Below are 23912 nucleotides of genomic sequence, written 5' to 3' on the forward strand. Positions count from 1 at the left end.
ACTCCTTGCGGAATGCTTCAGCCTTGTTGTTTTTGCTCCTGGGGGATGGCGGCTTTAATCGCAGCGGCTATTCGGCCCGTGACGCGCAGTTCGCCATGCAGGCGGGATCGAGATTGCGGAGGGATGCCCACAAGCCGTGAAATGCTCGACAGACATACCTCCAGGGCACGTGCTTCGGGCGTCTCGCTGGCGCAAACGCCCTGCATTACGCAGAACAATGCCAAGTGCGTGTCATGTAAGTCGGCAAACTGGAAAACACCTTGCTGCTCACCCGTTTGCAGGATCATTTTCAACTCCGCATCGTACTGAGCTCTCAGCTCGCCAACCTGCACCCTGCCCGCCTCATCAAGGCTACGAAAATCCAGCTGGACGATGCGGCTTTCAGCCCGCTTTGCGTAATGAAAGCTCACGTAGACGCTCACAAAGCGTTGCAGCATCCGCACACTGTCAAAGTGCTTTTGGCGTTGTTCCAACCAAGTCGAAAGCAGGTCTTCCAGGAATTCGCAGTGCACATCGAGGAGCAGTTGCCCTTTGCTTTCGTAGTGGGAATACACCGAGCCGGGGCGCACCCCAAGCGCCGCCGCCAGTTGACGCAACGACATGGCTTCGAAGCCCTTGACCGCCATCAGGCGCACGGCCTGTCTTTTGACTTCTTCCACCTTGCTCATGCTTTTTCACGCCCTGTGCTGATTTCTGGCGGTGCTCAGAGTCTTCGCGAGCCGTATGGATCAACTCGTCGGTTCCGACGGTTTTGCGGTTGCTGAAGAAAAATCTCCGACAAAGGGCTGAAACCGCTCAAGGACGGCACTTACGCGCAATTCCAATGAGTTACCCCAAGCGAAACGACGCAAAGCGAAATTTCCAGCCGATTCATTGAGATAGCGTTGTTTTCAGCGAATCGCCGGGAAACGAACATTTACCACTGTTAAATTTACATCGTTAACAAAACAATATTTCGCTGCTAGGGTGAAGCCATATTCGACTGACTGGTGATCCCATGGCACGCCCCGTCTACTCCGCCGACGAAACCGAGAACATCAAGCAAACCCTGATTCAAGGGGCGTTGAGCCTCTATCTGGAGCAAGGCCCGGAGAGCCTGTCACTGCGCCAGATCGCCAAGCGCGTAGGCCTTAGCCACACCGTGGGCTACCGCTATTTCGAGAACAAGGAAGCGCTGCTCGCCGAGATGCGCCGGGCCTGCATTCTGGAGTTCAAGGCGGCAGCAATCCCTGCACAAGACAGCGGCGAAGGCGATCCGATTGAACGCCTTCGCGCCGCATTAATGGGCTTGCTGGAGTTTGGTAGCAGCCAGCCGGCCAAGTACCGACTGATTTTCTCTGACAGCCAACCTGACCTCACAGAATACCCGTCGTTACTGGCGCAACGCTGGGAGGTATTCGCCTCCTGCGTGGACCTGGTGCAAGCGGCGATTGATCAGCAACGCCTGCAGGGCGATGCGCTGATGTTTTCCCACGGGCTGTGGAGCCTGCTGCACGGAATGCTCTCGCTGCATGCCGCCAACCAACTGATTCACGGCCTGTCGCTGCGAGAAATGGCCGGCCCCCTGATCGACACCTTTTTACGTGCCGGTTGCCTGCCGCAGCCCCATGAACACTCACCCCGTAAAAGCCCTGCGGCCACCGACTGAACCCGCGACCGCACTGCAAACACTCGGGCCGCCAAGGCTGCCCGCCTGATGTAAAGGAGAAGATCCGTGACTAACAATAACAATGCCTTGGCTCGCTTCATCGTCCCCACCGAGAAACGCGCGGCCATCGCCGAGCTGACCAAGGTTCCCACCGTTTCGCCCATGGTGCTGGGCCTGCTGATTGCCTCCACCGGCGGCGTGATTGTCACCAACGTGTTGGCAGTGCTCGGTCACCTCAGTCTGGGGTGGGCCTGCCTGTTAAATACCTTTTTGATGTATTGGCAGTTCACCGTGGCCCATGACTCGATTCACCGTTCTGCGGCGAAAAACCAGAAGCTCAATGACCTGTTCGGCCATATAGGCATCGCCACCTTTGCGCCGCAAATCACCTTGGGAATTTTCCGCTGGGCGCATATTCAACATCATCGTTTCACCAATGGTCCCAAAGACCCGGACAACTGGATGCACGGTGCTGCATTGAGCCTGCCGCTACGCTGGATGCTGCTGGAAATCGGCTACCTGCTGTTCATTGTGAAAAGCAAAGACCCCATCGCCATGCGTCATCTGCGCGGAGCCCTGCGCAATACGGCCATCACCGTGGCCATAGTCGCCGTACTGACCTACATGGGTTACGGCACGGAGGTGTTGTTGCTCTGGTTTATCCCTTCGCGGCTGACTTTCATCCTGGTGGGTTTCGTATTTTTCTGGCTGCCCCATGTAAAGGATGACGTGGAATCTGAGCAGGACCTGACCCTGGCCACCTCCATGCGCCTGGGTCAGGAATGGCTGATGACACCGGTGTGCCAGTTCCATAATTACCACCTGATTCACCACCTGTTCCCCACCATGCCGGCCTACCAGCATGTGAAGGCATGGCAGTTGCTCAAGCCGGAGTTAATGCAGCGCAATCTGCAGATTCAGCACAACTTCGCCATTCAGCCCACCGTGCATATGAGCCACTGACCGGGAGCAGACAATGAAACGTTGGCAATGCAATTTCTGCTCGCATGTTTACGATGAAAGCCTGGGCGATCCGGACACCGGCGTACCGCCCGGCACTCGCCTGGAAGATTTACCTGATGACTGGATGTGCCCCGATTGCGGAGCGGGCAAAGCCGATTACTTCGAAATCGACAACTGACTGAGCAACACCTTTTCATGCCCGTGTACGGCCTTGTACGCGGGCTTTTATTTACACGGAATCAACCCTCCCCTGCGGGACAAAATCGTCGATACAGACGACTTCACTGTCTGCCTCCCGCCCTAGCCTCTGCGCACCTGATAACAGAACCCTCCTATTGCCAAAGGATGATCGATGCGCAACCTCAGCGTGCGGTTAAAACTGTATGTGCTCACTGCCTGTTTTGTTTCCAGCCTGACTCTGGTGGGTGGCGCTGGTTGGTTTGGTATTCGCAATGCCGGCGGTGCCATGGAGGGCGTGAGCAGTTCGTTGGTGGCGGTCGACGCCCTTGCCTCTCTGCGCCATGCCCGTTTGGTGTCGCTGGCGGCGATGCAGGAAGGTGCCAGCTGGCGCCCGGAAGCCTTCGATGGTTATGACGATAAAAGCGACGGGCTGGCCGAGGCCCATGATCTGTTTGGCGACATCCTGGGGCGTCATCGCGAGGCGTTGAAACAAACCGAGAAGGCGATCAAAACCTACGGCACGCAACCTAAAAATGCGGAGGAACAGGCGTTGTGGGATGAGTTCAGTGCGCGCTGGGAGGACTTTCTCAGCGCCGATGAAACCCAAACGCAAATCTGCGCAAGCCTGGTGAACGCCAACACCTGGGATGAGGTACATATCCGCTCGCTCGACCTGGTGAGCAACACGCCATCCTGGGCCGGTTCGATTCATGCGATGGGCGAGCCGCTGGAAAAGTTGGTCAAGCTCGCGGTGGCCGATGCCGAAGATGCCCAACGCGATGGCGAGACGTTTATCGGTACCGCCAAACAACTGATCCTCAGTCTGTTTACCGCGGCCATCGTGACCTTGTGCCTGTTTGCCATGCTGATCGTACGCAGCGTGGTGCTACCGCTGCAAAGTTTGCGCAGCACTATCGAACAGATTGGCACCAGCAACAACTTTGCTCTGCGCGCTCAGGAAGGTGGTCGCGATGAAGTGGCTCAGGCCGCCAGCGCTTTTAATCTGTTGCTAGAGCGGGTGCAAGGCGCGCTGGTGAAAGTGGTGGGCGGCGCCGGCAAGATCGACCTGGCCGCCTCACAAACCAGTGCCATGGCGCAGCGGGTGGCCAGCAGTGCGACGTTGCAGAACGAAGCGGCCGCGGCGATTGCCGGCGCCATCGAACATATGAGCGCGGCCATTGCCCAGATCAGCTCCAGCACCCAGGACGCGCGCGCCCGCGCACAAGACGCGGCGACGGCAGCCGGCTCCGGGGCAACCGCCATCAGCCGCACCTCCCAGGAGAACGATGAGGTGGTGCGCGAGGTGAACAAGGCCAGCAGCACCATCAGCGCATTGGGCGCCGAATCAAACCGCATTTCCACCATCGTCAAAGTGATTCGCGAGGTGGCCGAGCAAACCAATATGCTGGCCTTGAATGCCGCTATCGAAGCCGCCCGCGCGGGTGAACAGGGCCGTGGCTTCGCCGTAGTGGCCGATGAAGTTCGTCAGTTAGCGGAGCGAACGCGCAGCTCCGCCGATGAAATTCGCGAGATGGTCGACGCCATGCAGGCCTCGGTGAAACAGGCCATGGAAGACATGGCCGGAGTGGCATCACGCACCCGGGAAAGTCGTGTGTTATCGGAAAACGCAGCCGCCAGCATGAACGACATTCTCACCAGTGCCAGCCAGGTGTCCGAGGCCATTGGCGAGGTGTCTGCCGCCTTGGTCGAACAGGACCGCAGCGCCCAGGCCATCAGCCGGCGCATAGAAGCGGTGGCGCAAATGAGCGAAGAAAACTGCGACACCGGCCACCATGCTGCCGAGGTTTCCCGCGCCCTCAACGGCGCAGCCGGCAGCCTGCGTCTGGCTGTCGATCAGTTTCAGGTGTAACGCCTGGCCCGTTAAAAAAAACAGCAAATAAACACACTCCGCTCGATTGACAGGCGGAATTTAATGACTCTAGACTCGGCACTATAACGAACGTTACATACAGCTTCGTCAGTCCCGACAAAGGTGGCCTGTAAATGCCGCCAGAACAATTCCAAGAACGAGGACAGTTCATGCAAAACGTCGATGTAATCGTTGCAGGTGCAGGCCATAACGGCCTGGTTTCCGCCTGCTACCTGGCCAAAGCCGGTCTTAAGGTGTTGGTGCTCGAAGCGCACCAAACGCCGGGCGGGATGACCTGCACCAACCCCATGGCGCCTGAAGCGCCGGAACACATCATCAACGAGGCCTCGATCCACGCCTCGATGTTCCGCATGTCGCCGATCAACGACGAGCTTGAGCTGGAAAAGAAGTTCGGCCTGCGTCAGCGTCTGATCGACCCGTGCCACTACCAACTATGCTCCAACGGTGAAGCCTCGTTCGGCATGTGGCGCGACGCCAATCGCACCGCCAAGGAGATCTCACACTTCTCCAAGAAAGACGCCCAAGCCTGGTTAAAGATGTCGGAAACCATCGACGCCGCTTTGCGTATCGGCTTGCCGCTGGCGATGGAAAACCCGACCAAACCGAGCTTCAACTCCGTATTCAAAGTGCTGACAAAAGCAGTCGGCAACTTCAAGCACCTCGGCCCGATCGCCAAGCTGATGACTGGCACCCACGCCGGTACGCTTGAAGAACTGTTCGAGACCGATATCGTCCGTGCAGGTCTGCTTACCGGCCTGCCGTTCATGGACTTCCGTTCCGACCATAGTTCATTCGCGATGGTTTATCTGGGCGTGCTGCAAAAGTACGGTGTCACCATGTTCGAGGGCGGCACCGGCGGTTTCCCTGCCGCACTGATTCGTTGCCTGGAAGCCTATGGCGGCAGCGTTCGCTGCAGCGCCAAGGTCAAGCAAATGCTGGTGGAAAACGAACGAGTGGTCGGTGTAGTACTGGAGGATGGCGAGGAGATCCGCTCGAAAAAAGGCGTGGTTACGGCTTTCAGCCCGAAAGCGGTACTTAACCATATGTTGCCCGAAGGCCTGCTCGATCACCCGACCCAGGTGAAGGCCAAGTTCATCCCGACCTCCAACCGAGGCATCGCCGACTACAAGCTGAACATCGCCCTCAAAGGCAAGATCACCCCGACCCGAAGCGCCGCCTGGCGAAAAGCGCAGGGCTGGGACGGCAATATGCGCCTGGGCACGTTGCAGTGGTCGACCTATGAAGACGGCCGCAAGGCTTACACCGACTGTATTCGCGGCGTGGTGCCGGATGTGATTGCCGGGTTATCGCAGATCACCACCGAATTCGACCCAGCAATGGCCCCCCCAGGCCATGACACCTTTTGGTTCTGGTCGGGCCTGATCCCATTCGATCCGCACATTGGCTGGGACAAAGCCCGCGAGCAGATCACAAATACCCTAGTCACCGATGCCAGCCGTATTTACGACGGCATTGAAGAACTGGAAATCGCCCGTCGGCCGCTGTGCCCGCCGGATATCGAAAAACGCTTCCACGCTATCGATGGCAGCGTTTACCACTGCGACCCCTTTATCACCCGCTTCGCCCACAACCGCCCAGCCAAAGGTCTGGCGGGCTACAAAATCCCGGTTCAGGGCCTGTACCTGAGCGGCTCGGGCACCCATCCGAGCGCGGGCATCTGCGGCCTGCCCGGCCGCAACGCAGCCATCACCCTGCTCAAGGACTGCCGCTAAGCGTGCACTTAACCCACTCACCAACAACAAGACGGGTAAACCACAATGTCATTCTTCGATAAATGGATGGAAACGGTCGTCGGCCAGGCCTTGCCTGTGCCCGCCGACTACATGGCCAATGAGCTAATCGGCAATATCTTCACCATTTGGGCCGGTGGCTTTGGCCTGGCGGTACTGCCGTGGGCGCTGTATCGCTACTTCAAGAAAAAGGACGATGTGCCGGCGCTGATGTGCATCGGCGGCTTCATCTGCTCGCTGCTGGAACCCATGCTCGACCACCTTGGCCACCTGTGGTGGCCGACCAACCTGCCCGGCCCGGCGTTTGTCGGCTTCGACCTGAACGTGCCATGGCTGATTCCACCGTGCTACGTGTTCTTTATCGCCATGACCGGCTATTGGGCGTACCTGAAGATGAAGGATGGCCTGGATGTAAAAGGCGTGTTCGTGATCTGGCTGATCATTTCCATGAGCGACGTGATCATGGAAATCCCGGGCACCGCCACCGGCGCGTACACCTACTATGGCGACGCCTCTTTCAAGATCTTCGGCTTCCCGGTGGCATGGGGCTGGATGAACGGAACCTCGATGCTGCTGGTGGGTTTCCTGCTGTGGCTGGTTAACCCCTACCTCACCGGTTTCAAGCGCTGGTTCATTGTGCTGGTGCCGATCACGGCCATGGGCGCGGCTTACGGCATGGTGTCGTGGCCATACTTCATGTCGCTGAATTGGGACATGCCGTGGATCGCCACTCGATTGCTGACCTTGCTATCGCTACTGATTTCCATCGTCGTGGTGGGTTTTACCGGTGCACTGGTGGCCCGCACCAAAAACGCTGCTGACCCGTTGCCACACCTGAAAGTGGCCTACCGATAAGCAGCGATTCCACGCTAGACGCAGTACCGCATAACCAGTGTGGCTGGGTGGGCAAACGCCGTCAGGCGCGCCCACCCAGACCACCCGACAAAAATGGAAGCGGCTATGAACGCAGTTGATACAAGCCTTCACCCTGTACCCGAAAAGCAGAAAAAGCGCATTCCCGGCGACGAACTGATCTGGCTCTTTCTGCTCGGCGATATGGTCTGCTTCGCGCTGTTTTTCGCGCTTTACTCCTACACCAAGAGCAACCACACAGCGCTGTTCGTGGAAGCCCAGCAGGCCCTCAACCTGCACACCGGTTCGATCAATACTCTGCTGCTATTGGCCAGCTCCTGGTTTGTGGTCATCGCGGTCAAAGCCGCGCGCCTGCAAATGGCCAACACCTGCCGTTGGTTCTTGCTGCCAGCGGTGCTTTGCGGCAGCGGGTTCGTGGTCGTCAAACTGTTCGAATACCAGGAAAAAGCCGCTCTGGGCATCAACTTCCTGACCAACGATTTTTTTCTTTTCTACTACCTGATCACTGGCATGCACTTCGTGCATGTGCTGCTAGGGTTGCCACTGCTCGTGTACTTCGCCGTGGTGATACGCGAGGGTAAATTGGACAGAAAAACCATTAACAACCTCGAGAGCAGCGCGATCTTCTGGCATATGGTCGACCTGCTGTGGATCGTGATTTTCCCCTTGATCTATCTGGTGCGCTAAGACCATGAGAGCCCTTGTCTACTCCCGTGAAAGCCTGGTCTGGCTGGTGCTGATGACTATCACCCTTTGCTCCTGGCTGCTGGCCTGGAGCCACGGCCAATTGCTGCCAAACGTACGTATCGAGGCCGTGGTGATCATCGCCCTGGCCTTTATCAAAGCCCGTCTGGTGCTGATGCATTTTATGGAAACGGCGCACGCCCCGCTGCAACTGCGCCTGCCTTGCGAGGCGTGGATTTTGCTCAGTGGCAGTGTGCTTATCGTATTGGAAAGCGGGTTGTTTACCGCCGCCTGACTTTTTCTACTCAATAAAAACAAGGACATTGCCCGATGAAAATCACCTCCAATGACCGCTACCTGGCGATCGTTCTGAAGTCGTTGACTGACACCATTCAACCCGAGCTGCAATCGGGCAATGCACAGGCCTCCTTGGGCATGATCAAAGGCGTACTGGCCGAGCTGCTCAAGCGCGAACACGTAACCGGCGACCTGCTGCGCAACATGATTCGCCAAGGGTTGGACCTGCAAGACACCCTCAGCGACGTCCTACACCTGCAACACGCCAGCGGCGAAGCTGGGCGTGAAGCAATTGAAGCGGTTATCGCCCGCCCGGACCTCTCTTTCAATGCGCTACTGGCGCAGTATGAAAGCCTCAGCGCCAACCTCGACCACCTGAGCAGTTTGTTGGCGCAATCGCCTGCGCCGCTGGAGCAGACCGCCGACCTGCTCAAGCGTCTGGCGGAATGGGAGCTGGCCTACTACGAGCAACAGGCGCAACTGGCGGTGCCAGAGGTGCCGACCATCAGCAACGTCAAGCAGCCGCTGGATCTGCAGTTGACCCAGGCGTTTCTCAACAGCCTGGACGGCAGCGGGGGCGCTGTGGAAGTCACCCGCCTGGAACCCCTGGCCGGCGGTTTTGGCAAACAAACCTACTTTGTTTCCTACCGCCAGCAGCCGGGTGCCGAGCCCACCGAACTGGTGATTCGTAAAACCGACCCGGCGCCAATCATGACCCACGGTGCCTGCGACCTGGAAAGCGAATATGCGCTACTGAAAACCATCAGCCAGGTCGACTACCCCGCACCAAAACCCAGGAATTTCGCCAAAGCCTTCAAAACTGTTGATGCCGACTTCTACACAATGGACCGCATTGCCGGTTCCACTCCGGGCACCTTCCTCGGTGGCTTGAGCGGCGAAGTGGATGAAGGCCTGTTTATGCAACTGGCCGAGCGCCTGGGGCAATTACACGCCCTTCCTCTGGAGATGTTCAGCGACTACATAGAGCGCTATGAAGACCCACGCATCCTCACCGGCACGGTGCAGGACTGCTACCGCTACAACCTCGAAGGCTGGGACAAATACATGGCCCGCGAGGACCACCTGCCCTCCCCCTATATGCGCTGGCTGCTGCACTGGCTGCGCAACAACATTCCACAGGACACCCGCCGACCGATCCTGGTGCACGGTGACTTCAACATTCACAACATCCTCTTCGACCGCGGCCAACTGACCGCCGTACTGGACTGGGAATGCTCGGGCTTTGGTGCGCCGGAACAAGATCTGGCCTATATCAAGCCGCATATTTCTCAACACATCGACTGGGACCGCTTCGTTAACCACTACCTGGCGCACGGCGGCCTGCCGGTTAACCCGGCGGCTATGGGCTTTGGCTTCGTGTACTCGGCGCTGCGCACCAACCTGGCGGGCAACCGCGGTACCAGCAATATGCAAACCGGGCGTAACCAGGACCTGCGTTATTCAATGGTCGAGCTGGGTTTTACCCGATCGTTTATGAGTATGGCCCTGGCCAGTTCCCAGGCCAACGCCTGACCACCTAACTTCAAGGAGTACAGCAATGAACGTAACTGGCGGCGGTAGCGTATTGGAGTACGGCCCAGCGCAGGAAGGCCCGCAACCCTCAGGCAGCGACCCGTTCTGGCAAGACAGCGTGGTGCTGGTCTGGTGGGATTTGGAAAACCAGGTCGGTGGGATGCACCGCATCGGCCATGAACTGAATGTTGCCGGCGGTCCACAGGTAACCCTATGGAATTACGTGTTCTCCCCCGAGCATATTTTCAAGCGCGACGACCGAATTCCCCTGCGCGAAGGCGACCGCAGCGGGCGCACGTTCAATAGCGGCGACGACACCTGCATCTTCGAATACACCGACCACCCGGTATGGAAAATCAACGACCAGGATGTGCACGCTGAACTGCATGTGCAGGACTACCACGCCCCTGTGGATATTTACCCGAAAAAAGGCGCCATGGCCGATGATGTGGCACCCAATCATATGGAGGTGGCAGGAAAGGTCAGCGGTGAACTAACCATCAAGGGCAAGCATTACCCTATCAACGGCCTGGCCTTCCGCGACCATGGCTGGGGCACGCGCAAGTGGGATGTGTTTGTCGGCCACCGCTGGATGGCGGCTACGCTGAAAGACGGCACCATGCTCTTCGCTCAGACGTTCCACAGCTCGGACGACAATCTGGTGCGCTTTGGCTGCGTGATCAAAGACAACACCATCACCTACTGCAAGTACGTCGACATCCTGGTGTATCTGGAAGCCGACGGCCTGACCCACCGCGGTGGCAGGGTAGTAATGACTCTGAGCACCGACGAGGTGATCGAGGTAGAGTGCATCCCCTTGCAAAAAGGCATCGTTTCGTGGATTCACGGCATCGCCTGCGTCGATACCATTTGCCGTGTGGAGCACAACGGCGTTGAGGGCATTTGCGACTTCGAAGTGACCAACAATGCCCTGCGCGGCACGCACCGGCCCAAGCTGGCACTAAACGGCATTATCGATAACGGCATGACCCAACTGGGCTAAGACGCTGCTTCCCCGTATGATTCGCCCCTGGCGCAAACTGGCTATTGCCGTGGCGTCCTTGGGGCGAATTCAAGGAACGCCCCGCCCTGCACCGCAGGACAGACAAAGCATCAGGAAACCATCCGTGAAAAAAAATGAACTCAACCCGGCCAGCTCGCGCCAGCGGATTCTTGAGATCTCCACCAGGCTGTTTGCCAAGCACGGCTTTGACGGAGTGACAATGCGCAATATTGCCGCTGCCTCGGAGATCACCCTGCCCTCGATTTACCACCACTTTGGCAACAAGGAAGAGCTGTTCAAAGCCGTGGAAACCGAGATGTACACCACCCACGCCAAATCGCTGCTGGAGCAACTGCAAGCCGACCTTTCGCCCGAAGAGCGCCTGCGCAACTTTGTGCACGTGATGTTCGAGCACCTGGAGTCCAACCAGGACTACCTCAAGCTGCTGCAACGCAATCTGGTGGATGGCTGGGAAGAGAATCAGGCTTTTCTGGTGGACCTGTCGTTGCAGAACGTAATGGATGAGCTGAAGATTTTGCTCAATCAATATTCCGACGGCATAGGTGATGGAATTACGCCGATCGCAATTTTTTCCTTGATCCTCGGCTTTATCACCCTGCTGCCGGTGATTCGTCACCTCAAGGACCGGCCACCTATCGCCAAAGCGCCCGAACAAATGCGCGAGTTGCTGGTGAACTCAGTGATGAATTTCGTCGCCTCTAACCGCAGCCCCAAGCCGGACTGATGGACTGAAAGGCCACCCGCAAAACACCAAACAACGGGCCGGCCTTACACCGAGAAGCCATGAGCAAAGCCTATAACAACTCGCGGCTCAACCTAGGCCTGTGCCTGCTATTCAGCCTTTTCAACCCATTTGCCCAGGCTGTCAGCCAACAGAATATCCAGTAATTGCGTAGCCTCAGCTGACAACTGAAGCCGGAGGGCGGCTGGGACTTGCGTTTTATTTCGTCGAAAACGACGACAGGCCCCAAGCCGTGACGATGGAAAATAACCAAAACAAAAACCCGGGAGCGGCTAACCGGGAACATCCAACTGGAGTGCTCCATGAATCAGAATGTTCTGTTCATTACCGGTGCCGGTAGCGGCCTTGGCCAACTCAGCGCCAAGCGAGCGCTGGCCGATGGCTGGGCTGTAGCGGCCATGGACGTCAACGCAGCCGGCCTCGACCAGCTGGGCAACTCGCACAGGTTGCTGAAACTGGTAGTCGACATCACCGACCCCGCCGCCGTAGAAGCAGCGGTCGAACGCTGCGAAACCGAGTTGGGGCCCATCACTCGCCTGACCAATGCCGCTGCCATCATGCCTCTGGGTCTGCTGATGGAGCAACCCCGCGAGGTTATCCAGAAAATCATGGCGATCAACTTCGGAGGCATGGTTAATCTATCGAAGGCCGCATTGCCGAAGATGATCGCCCGTGGTCGCGGTGAGTTCGTCAGCTACGCCTCCATGGCGGGTCACTGGCCGATCATCTACATGGGCGCCTACAACGCCGCGAAACATGCAGTCACCGCCTACACCGAAGTGCTGTTTCACGAGACTCGTAACAGCGGCGTGCGTATCGTCTGCGTTTGCCCACCTATCGTCGCCACACCGCTGCTGGACCAAGCCAAATCGACGGTATGGCCGAAGATTTTCGACGTGTTCCCGCCGATTACCGCCGAGGTGGTGCTGAACAAGATTGAGCGTGTGCTCAAGGGTAACAAGTTGTGGGTGTTCCCCGGTCCGATGACGGCCATGTCTTGGCGACTGCGGCGCTGGATGCCCAACACCCTGTGGTGGACTGTGCATCAGGTCGAGAAGATCTAAGACCGTAGGGTAGTCTGCGCGTACGAGGTGGTTTTCGCATGATCGCCTTGGTGCGCACAGCACACCACCCCCACAGATTCGTCGGATGCGACGATACCGCCGCTCCCTGCTGTTTCCACAATAGCTGCCAGGCCACGACGCATGGGCGTTGCGGACCTTTCTTGAAACAGCGAAGGAGCACCGTCGATGTCCGAAACCAACGCAGCAGAATTTCCCATCCATAAATTTGTCACCCATCGGCGCACCATCACCGAAACCGACATCGTCAATTTCGTCAACCTCACGGGCTTTCATGAGCCCTATTTCATCGACATGGAATACCTGAAGGCGAACATGTCCGGCGCCCACCAGAACCGCTTTGCCCCGGGGCCAATGATCATTTCATACTCGATGGGCTTGGTCTCACCGATTCTGATGAAGATCGTCGCCGACGTCCTCGAAGGCCATACCGTGGGCCCCTTTGCGGGCATGACTGGGCTGCAGGCACGCATCCATTCCGCCGCATTCCCTGGTGACACCTTGCATGTGGAAGGCGAAGCCAAGATCAAAGCCATTAGCAGTAGCGGCTTTACCATTCTCGATCTGCTGCACGTGACCAAAAATCAGCGTGGCGAAAAGGTCGTGGAATTCACCGAAACCGTACTGTTTCACAAACCCGATACGGCTGAGTAAACCGAACTGCTGCAGTGAAGGAACCACACATGACTGCCTACCGCTCGCCCCCCTATCTCACCAGCGCCCCCAATTTTCGCGACATGGGCGGCTTGCCCGCGAGCGGCGGCAGAACCTTGCGTTACGGTCTGCTTTATCGCTCGGAAGACTTCTCCAACCTCAGCGATGAGGATGTGGTGCTGCTGGATGGCCTAGGCGTGCAGTTGGTCTGCGATTTACGCAGCGATAGCGAACGTGTCCAACACCCCAACCGCTGGCAGGCTGACAGCGCCGGCACTCTCAACCTGAATATCGCTGCAGACTTGCGCGCCAGCCATCAGGCCATCACCCGCCTGCTAAGCGGAACACCGGGAAAAGAGCACGCGGAACAAGCGATGTTGTTGACCTATCGTATGTTCCCGGAAGCCTTCGCCCTGCGCATGGCGCAACTGTTCGACCGTATCCTCAGTGGCGGACAGCTACCTCTGATATTCCACTGCGCCGCTGGCAAAGACCGCACCGGCTTCATCGCCGCCATTTTGCTCAGTGCCCTGGGCGTGGAACGCGAGGCAATTTATGCCAACTACCTACTCAGCCGCGAACGCTGGGCAGGTGAACGCAGCGAAATTGCGATACGCCGCTACCTGCAGCCGCTCTGTGAAACGGAACCGGCGCCAGAGGTTATTCAAACCCTGTGTCAGGTCAACCCGGCGTATCTGGACGCCGCATTTGAGGTGATTGAGCAGAACCACGGCGACGTTGAGGTCTACCTGCAGCTTATCGGCCTGGACTTTCTCGCCCGAGAGCGTCTACAAGAGTTGCTACTGATTTGAACCAACATATGATGGCCGGCGAGCCTAACTATGAGCATTTCCTACTGCATGCTTGAGCGCTAAAGCCTGTATCCGCCCACGCGAATGCCGTGAGGATTCCACCCAGAGCCGGTGGTTTTGTGGGAGGTAAAACCTTTTAAAATAAAAAGGGTCGCGAGATAAAATCTCGCAACCCTTTGAAAAATATGGTCGGGACGGAGTGATTCGAACACTCGACCCCTAGCACCCCATGCTAGTGCGCTACCGGACTGCGCTACGCCCCGACTAGGCGTGAAACTCGTTCTTCACCTCGAAGAACGCTCAAGAATATATCGCAAGCTTTTGAAAACTGGAAGTATTCAAACGCATGAATTTATTTCTTGAGCACCACCAGCACATCTTCCAGTTCGGCAATCATCTGCCGAATCATCTGCTTGTATTGAGTGGTGTCGTCTTTGGCTTCATCGCCGGACAAACGCAAGCGTGCGCCGCCGATGGTGAACCCTTGATCGTAAAGAAGCGCGCGGATCTGCCGGATCATCAGCACGTCTTGTCGCTGATAATACCGGCGGTTTCCGCGCCGTTTGACGGGGTTGAGTTGAGGAAACTCCTGCTCCCAATAGCGCAGCACGTGCGGTTTTACCGCACACAGCTCGCTGACTTCACCGATGGTGAAGTAGCGTTTGCCTGGGATGACGGGTAGCTCGTCGTTATGACTTGGTTCCAGCATAAGCCTCAACTCGGGCCTTCAACTTCTGCCCTGGACGAAAGGTGACCACACGGCGAGCCGTGATCGGGATTTCTTCACCCGTTTTCGGATTGCGGCCAGGCCGCTGGCGTTTGTCCCGAAGGTCGAAATTGCCGAAACCGGACAATTTGACTTGTTCGTTGTCTTCAAGAGCGTGCCTGATTTCTTCAAAAAACAGTTCGACCAATTCCTTGGCCTCCCGTTTATTCAGGCCCAGCTCTTCATACAGACGTTCCGCCATTTCAGCTTTCGTCAGAGCCCCCATACGTCACTTCCTTAACGTGGCGTTCAACCTTTGTTCGAGCGAGGTGAGGATGTTTTGCGTCGTGGTATTCACCTCATCGTCATTAAGAGTGCGCGATGGATGCTGCCAGGTCAAGCCGACGGCAAGGCTTTTTCTATCAGGATCAATGCCTTTACCCTGATATACGTCAAATAGCCTGAGGTCCGTCAGCCATTCCCCTGCATTTTCACGGATTACGTCCAGTACGGCGCTAGCCGCGACGCCTTTTTCGGCAATCAGCGCGAGATCACGACGCACTTCAGGAAAGCGCGATAACTCCTGGAATTCAGGCATTTTGCCCAACGCCACTTCAGCCAGAACCAGCTCGAAAACGAAGACCGGACGGTCGAGACCGAGGGCTTTCGACAATTCGGGGTGAATTGCACCAACGAAACCTACCAGACGACCTTCGCGTTCGATGCGCGCGGTTTGACCCGGGTGCAACGCGGGGTGTTTACCCGGTACGAACGTGAACGAATCCAGTGCACCGGCGAAGCCCAGCACCGCTTCCACGTCAGCCTTGACGTCGAAGAAGTCGACGACATCGCGACCTTGCGCCCAGCCTTCCGGCAGACGGCTACCGCAAACAACACCCGCCAGCATCGGCTCTTGCTTCAAGCCTTCCAGCTGACCGACGAAACGCAGGCCGCTTTCGAACAGTCGGACGCGATCCTGTTGACGATTCAGGTTGTGCTGAAGCGCCTTGACCAGACCTGGCCACAGGGACGAGCGCATGGCTGCCATGTCGTTGGAAATCGGGTTGGCCAACAGCAGCGGCTCGACACCCGGATTAAACAACTCGAATTGTTTCGGATCGATGAAGCTGTAGGTGATCGCTTCCTGATAACCACGGGCTACCAGCAGACGACGCAACTCAGGCAGTTCGCTACGCGCTTCAGCCTTGGCTTGCGGCGCCAGACGGGCTTGCGGATAACGAACCGGCAGCCGGTTGTAGCCGTACAGACGCGCCAGCTCTTCGATCAGGTCGACTTCGAGACTGATGTCGAAGCGATGGCTTGGCACTTCAACGCGCCACTGCCCTGCCCCATCGGCTGAAACGGTCAGGCCCAAAGCGTTGAGCAGACGCTCGACTTCGGCCGAATCCATTTCCATACCCAGCATCTGGGTGATGCGCTGGGCACGCAGGGTGACCGGTGCGATCTTCGGCAGGTGCTGTTCGCTGACGGTTTCGATGATCGGGCCAGCTTCACCACCTGTGATTTCCAGCAGCAGGCCGGTGGCACGCTCCATGGCTTCACGAGCCAGTTGCCAGTCTACGCCACGCTCGTAGCGGTGCGAGGCGTCGGTGTGCAGGCCGTAGGAACGAGCCTTGCCAGCAACGGCAATCTGATCGAAGAACGCACTTTCAAGGAAAATATCGCGAGTGGTCGCGGTATTGACGCCACTGTGCTCGCCCCCCATGACGCCGGCGATTGCCAAAGCGCGGGTGTGGTCGGCGATCACCAGCGTATCGCTACGCAGGCTGACTTCCTGACCATCGAGCAAGACAAGCTTCTCGCCTTCTTCAGCCATACGCACACGGATGCCGCCATTGATTTCAGCGAGATCGAACGCGTGCAGCGGCTGACCCAGCTCCAGCATCACGTAGTTGGTGATGTCGACGGCCGCATCGATGCTGCGCACTTCGGCACGACGCAGACGCTCAACCATCCACAGCGGCGTAGGCTTGGTCAGATCAACGTTACGGATCACACGACCCAGGTAACGCGGGCAAGCGGCTGGCGCCAGCACTTCAACCGAACGCACTTCATCATGCGCGGCTGGAACGGTGGCAATGACCGGGCGGGTGACTTCAGCGGCGTACAGCGCGCCGACTTCACGGGCCAGACCGGCCAGGGACAGGCAATCGCCGCGGTTCGGGGTCAGGTCGACCTCGATGCTGGCGTCGTCCAGGCTCAGGTATTCGCGAATGTCCTGGCCAACCGGCGCATCGACCGGCAATTCCATCAGGCCGTCGTTGCCTTCACCAATTTGCAGCTCGGCCTGAGAGCACAGCATGCCGTTGGACTCAACGCCACGCAGCTTGGCTTTCTTGATTTTGAAGTCGCCCGGCAGTTCGGCACCGATCATGGCGAACGGGATCTTCAGGCCCGGACGCACGTTTGGCGCACCGCACACAACCTGGAAAGTCTCCGAGCCATTGCTGACCTGGCAAACACGCAACTTGTCAGCGTCCGGGTGCTGCTCGGTGCTCAACACCTCGCCAACGACCACACCGGTGAATTCGCCGGCGGCCGGCGTAACGCTATCGACCTCAAGGCCGGCCATCGACAGACGAGCAACCAGCTCGTCGCGACTTACCTGCGGGCTAACCCAGCCACGCAGCCATTGTTCACTGAATTTCATCCTGCTCTCCTAAGAATTCGTTACGACTAGCGAAATTGCGCGAGGAACCGCAAGTCGTTGTCGAAGAACAGACGCAAGTCGTTCACGCCGTAACGCAGCATGGCCAGACGCTCAACGCCCATGCCGAAGGCAAAGCCCGAAAACTCTTCCGGGTCGATCCCGGACATGCGCAACACGTTCGGGTGAACCATGCCGCAGCCCATGACTTCCAGCCAGCCAGTCTGTTTGCAGACTCGGCAGCCTTTACCGCTGCACATCACGCATTCCATGTCGACTTCAGCGGATGGCTCGGTGAACGGGAAGTACGAAGGGCGGAAACGCACGGCCAGTTCTTTTTCGAAGAACACGCGCAGGAACTCTTCGATGGTGCCTTTCAGGTCGGCGAAGTTGATATCGCGATCGACCAGCAGGCCTTCGACCTGGTGAAACATCGGCGAGTGGGTGATATCGGAGTCGCTGCGGTACACACGGCCTGGGCAGACGATGCGGATCGGCGGTTGTTTCGATTCCATGGTGCGGACCTGTACCGGCGAGGTATGGGTGCGCAGCAACATGTTGGCATTGAAATAGAAGGTGTCATGCATCGACCGGGCCGGGTGATGGCCTGGGATGTTGAGCGCTTCGAAGTTGTGATAATCGTCTTCGACTTCAGGGCCTTCGGCGATGCCGTAGCCGATGTGAGTGAAGAACTGTTCGATACGTTCCAGAGTACGAGTAACCGGATGCAGACCACCCGAGGTCTGGCCACGGCCAGGCAGGGTCACGTCAATGGACTCGGCAGACAGTTTGGCGGCCAGGTCGGCCTCTTCAAACAGTGCCTTGCGGGCATTGAGAACCTCTGTGACACGCTCCTTGGCAACGTTGATCAGCGCGCCGACTTGCGGACGCTCTTCTGCCGGCAAATTCCCCAGGGTCTTCATCACCTGAGTCAATTCACCCTTTTTGCCAAGGTAGTGAACCCGGATTTGCTCCAGGGCATTGATATCTTCAGCGCTTTGCACAGCCTCTAGTGCTTGAGAGACGAGCGCATCCAGGTTTTCCATGTACAGACTCCAGATACAAAATAGGGGAAGAGCTTGAAGGCTCTTCCCCTATTTATGACGTTTAACACCTGACCCCACAGAGGTGAGGCCGGGTGACTGTCGGGGGTACTTAAGCCAAGGTGGCTTTAGCTTTCTCGACAATCGCAGCAAACGCCGCTTTTTCGTTCACTGCCAGATCAGCCAGAACCTTACGGTCGATCTCGATGGACGCTTTTTTCAGGCCGGCGATGAAACGGCTGTAGGACAGACCGTTGATACGTGCACCAGCGTTGATACGAGCGATCCACAGAGCGCGGAACTGACGTTTTTTCTGACGACGGTCACGGTAGGCGTATTGGCCTGCCTTGATTACCGCTTGCTTGGCAACACGGAATACGCGCGAGCGAGCGCCGTAGTAGCCTTTAGCAAGTTTCAGAATTTTTTTGTGACGTTTACGGGCAATGACGCCACGCTTTACACGAGCCATGAGTTACTTCCTCTATTCTTGACTAAAATTAACGAAGGCGCAGCATGCGCTCGACTTTTGCCACGTCAGACGGATGCAGCAAGCTGCTACCGCGCAGTTGACGCTTACGCTTGGTCGACATTTTAGTCAGGATGTGGCTCTTGAAAGCGTGCTTGTGCTTGATACCGTTAGCAGTTTTCAGAAACCGCTTAGCAGCACCACTTTTCGTTTTCATTTTTGGCATGTTCGGATACTCCGCATTCAGTTGATAAACATAATCAGAAGGCCTGCCGTGCCCTGTTGATTACTTCTTCTTTTTCGGGGCGATGACCATGATCAGCTGGCGTCCTTCCATCTTAGGATGCTGTTCGACCGAACCGTACTCGAGCAAGTCACCTTCAACTCGCTTGAGGAGTTCCATCCCCAGCTCCTGGTGGGCCATCTCACGGCCGCGGAATCGCAAGGATACCTTGGCCCTGTCCCCATCACTCAGGAAACGTACCAGGTTGCGCAGTTTTACCTGGTAATCCCCTTCCTCCGTCCCTGGACGAAACTTGATTTCTTTAACCTGAATCTGCTTCTGGTTTTTCTTGGCCGCGGCAATCTGCTTCTTCTTCTCGAAGATCGATTTGCCGTAGTCCATCAGTTTGCAAACAGGGGGTACTGCATCGGCGGAAATTTCCACCAAATCCAGTTTGGCCTCTTCAGCCTTAAGAAGCGCGTCTTCAATTGACACAATCCCAAGCTGTTCACCTTCAGCCCCAATTAACCGAACCTCGCGTGCCGAGATATTCTCGTTGATCGGGGCTTTCGGTGCAGCTCGTTTATCTTGTCTCATTTCACGCTTAATAATAATTACTCCGAATCTGGGCGACCACGCCGGGAAACCGCTTGCGCGAGAAACTCAGCGAACTGGGCGACGGGCATCGAGCCCAGGTCAGCACCTTCACGAGTACGCACAGCGACAGTCTGCATCTCGACTTCCCGATCTCCGATAACCAAGAGATAGGGAACCTTGAGCAAAGTATGCTCGCGGATTTTAAAGCCGATCTTTTCATTTCTCAAGTCAGACTTGGCACGAAATCCGCTTTCATTGAGAGTTTTTTCAACCTCGGCGGCAAAATCGGCCTGTTTGTCAGTGATGTTCATGATCACTGCCTGGGTCGGAGCCAGCCACGCAGGGAATGCACCCTCGTAGTGCTCGATCAGGATGCCGACGAAACGTTCGAAGGATCCGAGGATCGCCCGGTGCAACATCACCGGGTGCTTGCGACTGTTGTCTTCGGAGACGTATTCGGCTCCCAGACGGACAGGCAGGTTAAAATCGAGCTGCAGGGTACCACACTGCCAGACGCGACCGAGGCAATCTTTCAGCGAGAACTCGATCTTCGGACCGTAGAACGCACCCTCGCCCGGCTGCAGATCATACGGCAGGCCAGCGCTGTCAAGGGCTGCAGCCAGTGCCGCTTCGGCGCGATCCCACAATTCGTCGGAACCTACGCGTTTTTCCGGACGAGTGGACAACTTCATTTCGACGTCTTTAAAGCCGAAGTCGGCATAGACGTCCATGGTCAGCTTGATGAACGCGGCGGATTCGGCCTGCATCTGCTCTTCGGTGCAGAAGATGTGGGCGTCATCCTGAGTGAATGCACGCACACGCATGATGCCGTGCAACGCACCCGATGGCTCGTTACGGTGACAGGCACCGAATTCGGCCAGACGCATCGGCAACTCGCGGTAGCTTTTCAAGCCCTGATTGAACACTTGCACGTGGCAAGGGCAGTTCATCGGCTTGATGGCGTAGTCGCGGTTTTCCGACTGAGTGGTGAACATGTTGTCGGCGTAGTTGGCCCAGTGCCCGGATTTCTCCCACAGGCTGCGGTCAACGACTTGCGGCGTCTTGATCTCCAGGTAGCCGTTGTCGCGCTGAACCTTGCGCATGTACTGCTCGAGCACCTGGTACAGAGTCCAGCCGTTCGGGTGCCAGAACACCATACCCGGCGACTCTTCCTGGGTGTGGAACAGGCCCAGGCGCTTGCCGATCTTGCGGTGATCGCGCTTTTCAGCTTCTTCGATGCGCTGGATGTAAGCTGCCAGCTGCTTCTTGTCAGCCCAGGCGGTGCCATAAACGCGCTGCAATTGCTCGTTTTTCGCATCGCCACGCCAGTAGGCGCCGGACAACTTGGTCAGCTTGAAGGATTTCAGGAAACGCGTGTTCGGCACGTGCGGGCCACGGCACATGTCGACGTATTCTTCGTGATAGTACAGGCCCATGGCCTGCTCGTTCGGCATGTCCTCGACCAGGCGCAGCTTGTAGTCTTCGCCACGGGCCTTGAACACTTCGATCACTTCGGCGCGCGGAGTGACTTTCTTGATCACGTCGTAATCTTTTTCGATCAGCTGCTGCATGCGCTGTTCGATGGCGGCCAGGTCGTCCGGAGTGAAAGGACGTTCGAAGGCGATGTCGTAATAGAAGCCTTCGTCGATGACCGGACCGATGACCATTTTGGCGGTCGGATACAGCTGCTTGACCGCATGGCCAACCAGGTGGGCGCAAGAGTGGCGAATGATCTCCAGCCCCTCTTCATCCTTAGGCGTAATGATTTGCAGCGTAGCGTCGGCGCTGATGATGTCGCTGGCGTCGACCAGCTTGCCATCGACCTTGCCGGCCACGGTGGCCTTGGCCAGACCTGCACCGATGGATGCGGCGACCTCGGCTACGGAAACCGGGTGATCGAATGAACGTTGACTGCCGTCGGGAAGAGTAATAGTTGGCATGGCGCCTCCTCTCCTAGTGGTGACCCCTACCAAAGGTCACGTGGGTTGGGATGAGCCAGTACAAGATCCGATCCAGGCCATTCAATGACGAACGCCTGCCTTACAGCGGCAGGAGCCTTGCGGCCAACCGGAAAACCGAACCAGAGTGACTGGGATTCAAATCAGGGTTATTCGAACATCTGCCGCCGCCGGGACTGAAGGTCATCCGAAGCTTGCAAATACCCGAGCGGGGCATGCTAGCACAGATGAACGGTCGTCGCGGCTCCGGGTTTTCTACGAGGGCAAATCAGGTGTTTTTATGCCAGAGTGCTGAACTTGAAGCCTGCTTTCCCCCTCAGATAACAAGACATTGACCCAAAAGGAGCATCCCAGCATGCGTCTGAATCGTTTGTTCGCAGTAGTCGCCCCCATCGTCCTGTTGCTGCCGCTGGCCGCCCACGCCGATTGGCCGAAGGGCGAGCGCGAGAAATACATGGCTCAGTGCACCCAGGCAGCGACTCCCCAGATTGGCGCAGCGGCGGCCAAAGCCCACTGCGCTTGCGGCGCCGATGCGATCAAATCGTACCCAGCCAGCGATCTTCAATCGTTGATGGACAACAAAGCCAGCCCGGAACTGCAACAGAAAGCGCTGGGCCAGATCGCTAAATGCAAGGCCAGTAATCCGGTCAAAAAATAAGCCCGAACGAACCCCGCATTCGGTTTTCCGACGGTGAAAAGGTCTTAAAAACCGCTTTTTCCGACAATTTATGCAGGTTTTACAGCTTTTTTTATCGTCTTTACTTTCGGCCGAAAGCCTTTTAAAACGGGGCTTTCAGCCACATCAAGCAACAAAGAATGCGTGACTGCAGGGCAAACAACACGTCCGGGGGGCTCCCAAAGCGAACATTTCGACTATGATACCCCGGTGTGCCCAGTTGGCCTGAGCAGCACAGTACTACTGAAAATATATGTTTCTTGGAGATACACCATGTCTAATCGCCAAACCGGCACCGTTAAATGGTTCAACGATGAAAAAGGCTTCGGCTTCATCACTCCTCAAGGTGGCGGTGACGACCTGTTCGTACACTTCAAAGCTATCGAAAGCGACGGTTTCAAAAGCCTGAAAGAAGGCCAGACCGTTTCCTTCGTGGCTGAGAAAGGCCAAAAGGGTATGCAAGCTGCTCAAGTTCGCCCAGAGTAATTTCCAGGCGCACTAAAAAAACCCCGTCCATGTGACGGGGTTTTTTATGGGTGAAGAAAAAGCCTGACGGTGTCAGCCGCAGTTGATGCGCGTGATCACCAGGTTGTTATCGGTGTTCAGGTTCAGGCGATCGGAGCGGTACTCCAGGGTCACCATATCGTTGGGCTTGAGGATACGGGCATTTTGCGCGCCAGCGCGAATGCGTGCCTGTTCCAGCAGTTCAGGCGAAGCCTTTTTGCCAATGGTGAATTCGGCAGCCTTTGCTTCGCAACGGCTGTGACCGGTATCAGTCGTCGTGACGGGGTCTGTTGCCGATTCGGTGGACGTACTGCTGCAACCCGCCAGCAGACTAGCGGCCAACAAAGTACCCAATGACGCGAGCTTCCAAGGCATGAAGCCTCCTTTTTTCAATAGTTGAGCTGAGATCGTGCGACCGCCAATCTGGTATTTGGTTTCACAGGCAGCGCTCTCACACTACCCTCGATCCGGACAATCGGCGAGTTTGCCTGAGCATTCCCGGCCGTTCATCCCTCAATCGTGACTGAATATGAACAGCACTCAATAAATGTCGATGTAGTCGAACGGTGGTGTAGGCCAATTCTCCTTCAGCGCATTAAAGATCTGCATGACCCAAACCTCGTCACTCGCCGCGACCAAGCCCACATACCCGGACCCCTTGGCCCACGTTTCCAGACGAAACAGCAAACCGTCGATGTCGGTACCACCCACGACGCCTGATGAAATGTAAGCGATGCCGCCCTTGGTGACCCGCAACTGAGTGTGCTCATCATCGCTGGCACTGGCCAGCAATTGACGCACCGCTTCAAGGGTCAAGCCGTCAGGAGTGTTCAAATCGATCTGCACAGCGCTGTCCTTGAAAAATTCATCAAAGACCCAGTGTCGCATAGCCCTCCTCTCATGCCTAAGTCGGAGTGCCAAACGTCCGGCAAAATGG

Annotated in this window: 27 protein-coding genes, 1 tRNA gene and 1 pseudogene; 17 read left to right on the plus strand and 12 right to left on the minus strand. The window is 57.0% G+C overall.

The window, feature by feature from the left end; genetic code table 11:
• Positions 1-17: 17 nt before the first annotated feature.
• A complete protein-coding gene (locus PMI01S_RS02900; protein WP_084317947.1) occupies positions 18-668 on the minus strand; it encodes a TetR/AcrR family transcriptional regulator in 651 nt (216 codons plus the stop codon).
• A 329-nt stretch (positions 669-997) separates the two neighbouring features.
• Between PMI01S_RS02900 and PMI01S_RS02905 the strand changes: the two genes are divergently transcribed.
• The 15 genes and pseudogenes from PMI01S_RS02905 to PMI01S_RS02970 all read left to right on the plus strand — a co-directional run bounded on the left by PMI01S_RS02905 (position 998) and on the right by PMI01S_RS02970 (position 14134).
• The gene (locus PMI01S_RS02905) at positions 998-1648 is read left to right on the plus strand and encodes a TetR/AcrR family transcriptional regulator (protein ID WP_084317948.1); all 651 of its coding nucleotides are present in this window, start codon (positions 998-1000) and stop codon (positions 1646-1648) included.
• Positions 1649-1714: 66 nt separating this feature from the next.
• Entirely contained in the window at positions 1715-2611 is an 897-nt protein-coding gene (locus PMI01S_RS02910; RefSeq protein ID WP_084317949.1) for a fatty acid desaturase, read from the plus strand.
• A 13-nt stretch (positions 2612-2624) separates the two neighbouring features.
• Positions 2625-2789: a rubredoxin gene (locus tag PMI01S_RS02915; RefSeq protein ID WP_084317950.1), complete on the plus strand. Its 165-nt coding sequence runs from the start codon at positions 2625-2627 to the stop codon at positions 2787-2789.
• A gap of 174 nt (positions 2790-2963) precedes the next feature.
• Positions 2964-3803: pseudogene (locus PMI01S_RS32600) on the plus strand (MCP four helix bundle domain-containing protein); the annotation flags it as partial.
• A 78-nt stretch (positions 3804-3881) separates the two neighbouring features.
• On the plus strand, positions 3882-4661 hold the full coding sequence (locus PMI01S_RS32605; protein WP_443096521.1) for a methyl-accepting chemotaxis protein: 780 nt from the start codon (positions 3882-3884) through the stop codon (positions 4659-4661).
• A gap of 170 nt (positions 4662-4831) precedes the next feature.
• The gene (locus tag PMI01S_RS02925; RefSeq protein ID WP_159439523.1) at positions 4832-6415 is read left to right on the plus strand and encodes a phytoene desaturase family protein; all 1584 of its coding nucleotides are present in this window, start codon (positions 4832-4834) and stop codon (positions 6413-6415) included.
• Positions 6416-6460: 45 nt separating this feature from the next.
• Positions 6461-7288 carry a hypothetical protein gene (locus tag PMI01S_RS02930; RefSeq protein WP_084317953.1) on the plus strand — a complete coding sequence of 276 codons (828 nt, stop codon included), beginning with the start codon at positions 6461-6463 and terminating at the stop codon, positions 7286-7288.
• 105 nt (positions 7289-7393) lie between these two features.
• Positions 7394-7993 (plus strand): cytochrome c oxidase subunit 3 family protein, encoded by a 600-nt coding sequence (locus tag PMI01S_RS02935; protein ID WP_159439522.1) that lies wholly within the window; start codon positions 7394-7396, stop codon positions 7991-7993.
• Positions 7994-7997: 4 nt separating this feature from the next.
• On the plus strand, positions 7998-8285 hold the full coding sequence (locus PMI01S_RS02940; protein ID WP_084317955.1) for a cytochrome C oxidase subunit IV family protein: 288 nt from the start codon (positions 7998-8000) through the stop codon (positions 8283-8285).
• Positions 8286-8320: 35 nt separating this feature from the next.
• Positions 8321-9820, plus strand: a complete 1500-nt coding sequence (locus tag PMI01S_RS02945) for a phosphotransferase family protein (RefSeq protein ID WP_084317956.1) — start codon at positions 8321-8323, stop codon at positions 9818-9820.
• A gap of 25 nt (positions 9821-9845) precedes the next feature.
• Positions 9846-10823, plus strand: coding sequence for a DUF7064 domain-containing protein (locus PMI01S_RS02950; RefSeq protein WP_084317957.1), 978 nt, complete (start codon positions 9846-9848; stop codon positions 10821-10823).
• Between the two features lie 124 nt (positions 10824-10947).
• Complete coding sequence (locus PMI01S_RS02955; protein ID WP_159439521.1) at positions 10948-11568, plus strand: TetR/AcrR family transcriptional regulator; 621 nt, start codon at positions 10948-10950, stop codon at positions 11566-11568.
• 320 nt (positions 11569-11888) lie between these two features.
• A complete protein-coding gene (locus PMI01S_RS02960; protein ID WP_084317959.1) occupies positions 11889-12650 on the plus strand; it encodes an SDR family NAD(P)-dependent oxidoreductase in 762 nt (253 codons plus the stop codon).
• 186 nt (positions 12651-12836) lie between these two features.
• Positions 12837-13322 (plus strand): MaoC family dehydratase, encoded by a 486-nt coding sequence (locus PMI01S_RS02965; protein WP_084317960.1) that lies wholly within the window; start codon positions 12837-12839, stop codon positions 13320-13322.
• 29 nt (positions 13323-13351) lie between these two features.
• Complete coding sequence (locus PMI01S_RS02970) at positions 13352-14134, plus strand: tyrosine-protein phosphatase (protein WP_084317961.1); 783 nt, start codon at positions 13352-13354, stop codon at positions 14132-14134.
• A gap of 186 nt (positions 14135-14320) precedes the next feature.
• On the opposite strand, the gene PMI01S_RS02975 is transcribed toward PMI01S_RS02970, so the two are convergent.
• The 9 genes from PMI01S_RS02975 to thrS all read right to left on the minus strand — a co-directional run bounded on the left by PMI01S_RS02975 (position 14321) and on the right by thrS (position 21777).
• A tRNA-Pro gene (locus PMI01S_RS02975) sits at positions 14321-14397 on the minus strand.
• Positions 14398-14486: 89 nt separating this feature from the next.
• Positions 14487-14843, minus strand: a complete 357-nt coding sequence (locus tag PMI01S_RS02980; protein ID WP_003179985.1) for a MerR family transcriptional regulator — start codon at positions 14841-14843, stop codon at positions 14487-14489.
• Positions 14824-15126, minus strand: a complete 303-nt coding sequence (gene ihfA / locus PMI01S_RS02985; RefSeq protein WP_002553164.1) for an integration host factor subunit alpha — start codon at positions 15124-15126, stop codon at positions 14824-14826. Before ihfA ends, PMI01S_RS02980 begins: the two co-directional genes overlap by 20 nt.
• 3 nt (positions 15127-15129) lie before the next feature.
• Positions 15130-17511, minus strand: coding sequence for a phenylalanine--tRNA ligase subunit beta (gene pheT / locus PMI01S_RS02990; protein WP_084317962.1), 2382 nt, complete (start codon positions 17509-17511; stop codon positions 15130-15132).
• Positions 17512-17537: 26 nt separating this feature from the next.
• Positions 17538-18554 carry a phenylalanine--tRNA ligase subunit alpha gene (pheS, locus tag PMI01S_RS02995; RefSeq protein ID WP_007905876.1) on the minus strand — a complete coding sequence of 339 codons (1017 nt, stop codon included), beginning with the start codon at positions 18552-18554 and terminating at the stop codon, positions 17538-17540.
• A 109-nt stretch (positions 18555-18663) separates the two neighbouring features.
• A complete protein-coding gene (gene rplT, locus PMI01S_RS03000) occupies positions 18664-19020 on the minus strand; it encodes a 50S ribosomal protein L20 (protein ID WP_007905879.1) in 357 nt (118 codons plus the stop codon).
• 28 nt (positions 19021-19048) lie between these two features.
• On the minus strand, positions 19049-19243 hold the full coding sequence (rpmI, locus tag PMI01S_RS03005) for a 50S ribosomal protein L35 (protein ID WP_002553160.1): 195 nt from the start codon (positions 19241-19243) through the stop codon (positions 19049-19051).
• Positions 19244-19303: 60 nt separating this feature from the next.
• Positions 19304-19855 carry a translation initiation factor IF-3 gene (infC, locus tag PMI01S_RS03010; RefSeq protein ID WP_172435341.1) on the minus strand — a complete coding sequence of 184 codons (552 nt, stop codon included), beginning with the start codon at positions 19853-19855 and terminating at the stop codon, positions 19304-19306.
• Positions 19855-21777 (minus strand): threonine--tRNA ligase, encoded by a 1923-nt coding sequence (thrS, locus tag PMI01S_RS03015; protein WP_008023971.1) that lies wholly within the window; start codon positions 21775-21777, stop codon positions 19855-19857. Before thrS ends, infC begins: the two co-directional genes overlap by 1 nt.
• A 373-nt stretch (positions 21778-22150) precedes the next feature.
• Here thrS and PMI01S_RS03020 point away from each other — a divergent pair, with 373 nt between their 5' ends.
• Both PMI01S_RS03020 and PMI01S_RS03025 read left to right on the plus strand, forming a co-directional pair.
• Positions 22151-22453 (plus strand): hypothetical protein, encoded by a 303-nt coding sequence (locus PMI01S_RS03020; RefSeq protein ID WP_084317963.1) that lies wholly within the window; start codon positions 22151-22153, stop codon positions 22451-22453.
• Positions 22454-22744: 291 nt separating this feature from the next.
• Complete coding sequence (locus PMI01S_RS03025) at positions 22745-22957, plus strand: cold-shock protein (RefSeq protein WP_003179963.1); 213 nt, start codon at positions 22745-22747, stop codon at positions 22955-22957.
• A gap of 72 nt (positions 22958-23029) precedes the next feature.
• On the opposite strand, the gene PMI01S_RS03030 is transcribed toward PMI01S_RS03025, so the two are convergent.
• Entirely contained in the window at positions 23030-23350 is a 321-nt protein-coding gene (locus tag PMI01S_RS03030; protein WP_084317964.1) for an I78 family peptidase inhibitor, read from the minus strand.
• Between the two features lie 165 nt (positions 23351-23515).
• A complete protein-coding gene (locus PMI01S_RS03035; RefSeq protein ID WP_084318055.1) occupies positions 23516-23821 on the minus strand; it encodes a hypothetical protein in 306 nt (101 codons plus the stop codon).
• Positions 23822-23912: the final 91 nt, after the last annotated feature.

The sequence above is a fragment of the Pseudomonas migulae NBRC 103157 genome (genome assembly GCF_002091715.1).
GTDB lineage: Bacteria > Pseudomonadota > Gammaproteobacteria > Pseudomonadales > Pseudomonadaceae > Aquipseudomonas > Aquipseudomonas migulae_A.

What these genes read in the sequence shown, in the direction of transcription:
- PMI01S_RS02900 (WP_084317947.1), bottom strand. Translation starts at nt 668, where the DNA reads ATGAGCAAGGTGGAAGAAGTCAAAAGACAGGCCGTGCGCCTGATGGCG.
- PMI01S_RS02905 (WP_084317948.1), top strand. Translation starts at nt 998, where the DNA reads ATGGCACGCCCCGTCTACTCCGCCGACGAAACCGAGAACATCAAGCAA.
- PMI01S_RS02915 (WP_084317950.1), top strand. Translation starts at nt 2,625, where the DNA reads ATGAAACGTTGGCAATGCAATTTCTGCTCGCATGTTTACGATGAAAGC.
- PMI01S_RS32605 (WP_443096521.1), top strand. Translation starts at nt 3,882, where the DNA reads ATGGCGCAGCGGGTGGCCAGCAGTGCGACGTTGCAGAACGAAGCGGCC.
- PMI01S_RS02925 (WP_159439523.1), top strand. Translation starts at nt 4,832, where the DNA reads ATGCAAAACGTCGATGTAATCGTTGCAGGTGCAGGCCATAACGGCCTG.
- PMI01S_RS02930 (WP_084317953.1), top strand. Translation starts at nt 6,461, where the DNA reads ATGTCATTCTTCGATAAATGGATGGAAACGGTCGTCGGCCAGGCCTTG.
- PMI01S_RS02935 (WP_159439522.1), top strand. Translation starts at nt 7,394, where the DNA reads ATGAACGCAGTTGATACAAGCCTTCACCCTGTACCCGAAAAGCAGAAA.
- PMI01S_RS02940 (WP_084317955.1), top strand. Translation starts at nt 7,998, where the DNA reads ATGAGAGCCCTTGTCTACTCCCGTGAAAGCCTGGTCTGGCTGGTGCTG.
- PMI01S_RS02945 (WP_084317956.1), top strand. Translation starts at nt 8,321, where the DNA reads ATGAAAATCACCTCCAATGACCGCTACCTGGCGATCGTTCTGAAGTCG.
- PMI01S_RS02950 (WP_084317957.1), top strand. Translation starts at nt 9,846, where the DNA reads ATGAACGTAACTGGCGGCGGTAGCGTATTGGAGTACGGCCCAGCGCAG.
- PMI01S_RS02960 (WP_084317959.1), top strand. Translation starts at nt 11,889, where the DNA reads ATGAATCAGAATGTTCTGTTCATTACCGGTGCCGGTAGCGGCCTTGGC.
- PMI01S_RS02965 (WP_084317960.1), top strand. Translation starts at nt 12,837, where the DNA reads ATGTCCGAAACCAACGCAGCAGAATTTCCCATCCATAAATTTGTCACC.
- PMI01S_RS02970 (WP_084317961.1), top strand. Translation starts at nt 13,352, where the DNA reads ATGACTGCCTACCGCTCGCCCCCCTATCTCACCAGCGCCCCCAATTTT.
- PMI01S_RS02980 (WP_003179985.1), bottom strand. Translation starts at nt 14,843, where the DNA reads ATGCTGGAACCAAGTCATAACGACGAGCTACCCGTCATCCCAGGCAAA.
- ihfA (WP_002553164.1), bottom strand. Translation starts at nt 15,126, where the DNA reads ATGGGGGCTCTGACGAAAGCTGAAATGGCGGAACGTCTGTATGAAGAG.
- pheT (WP_084317962.1), bottom strand. Translation starts at nt 17,511, where the DNA reads ATGAAATTCAGTGAACAATGGCTGCGTGGCTGGGTTAGCCCGCAGGTA.
- pheS (WP_007905876.1), bottom strand. Translation starts at nt 18,554, where the DNA reads ATGGAAAACCTGGATGCGCTCGTCTCTCAAGCACTAGAGGCTGTGCAA.
- rplT (WP_007905879.1), bottom strand. Translation starts at nt 19,020, where the DNA reads ATGGCTCGTGTAAAGCGTGGCGTCATTGCCCGTAAACGTCACAAAAAA.
- rpmI (WP_002553160.1), bottom strand. Translation starts at nt 19,243, where the DNA reads ATGCCAAAAATGAAAACGAAAAGTGGTGCTGCTAAGCGGTTTCTGAAA.
- thrS (WP_008023971.1), bottom strand. Translation starts at nt 21,777, where the DNA reads ATGCCAACTATTACTCTTCCCGACGGCAGTCAACGTTCATTCGATCAC.
- PMI01S_RS03020 (WP_084317963.1), top strand. Translation starts at nt 22,151, where the DNA reads ATGCGTCTGAATCGTTTGTTCGCAGTAGTCGCCCCCATCGTCCTGTTG.
- PMI01S_RS03025 (WP_003179963.1), top strand. Translation starts at nt 22,745, where the DNA reads ATGTCTAATCGCCAAACCGGCACCGTTAAATGGTTCAACGATGAAAAA.
- PMI01S_RS03030 (WP_084317964.1), bottom strand. Translation starts at nt 23,350, where the DNA reads ATGCCTTGGAAGCTCGCGTCATTGGGTACTTTGTTGGCCGCTAGTCTG.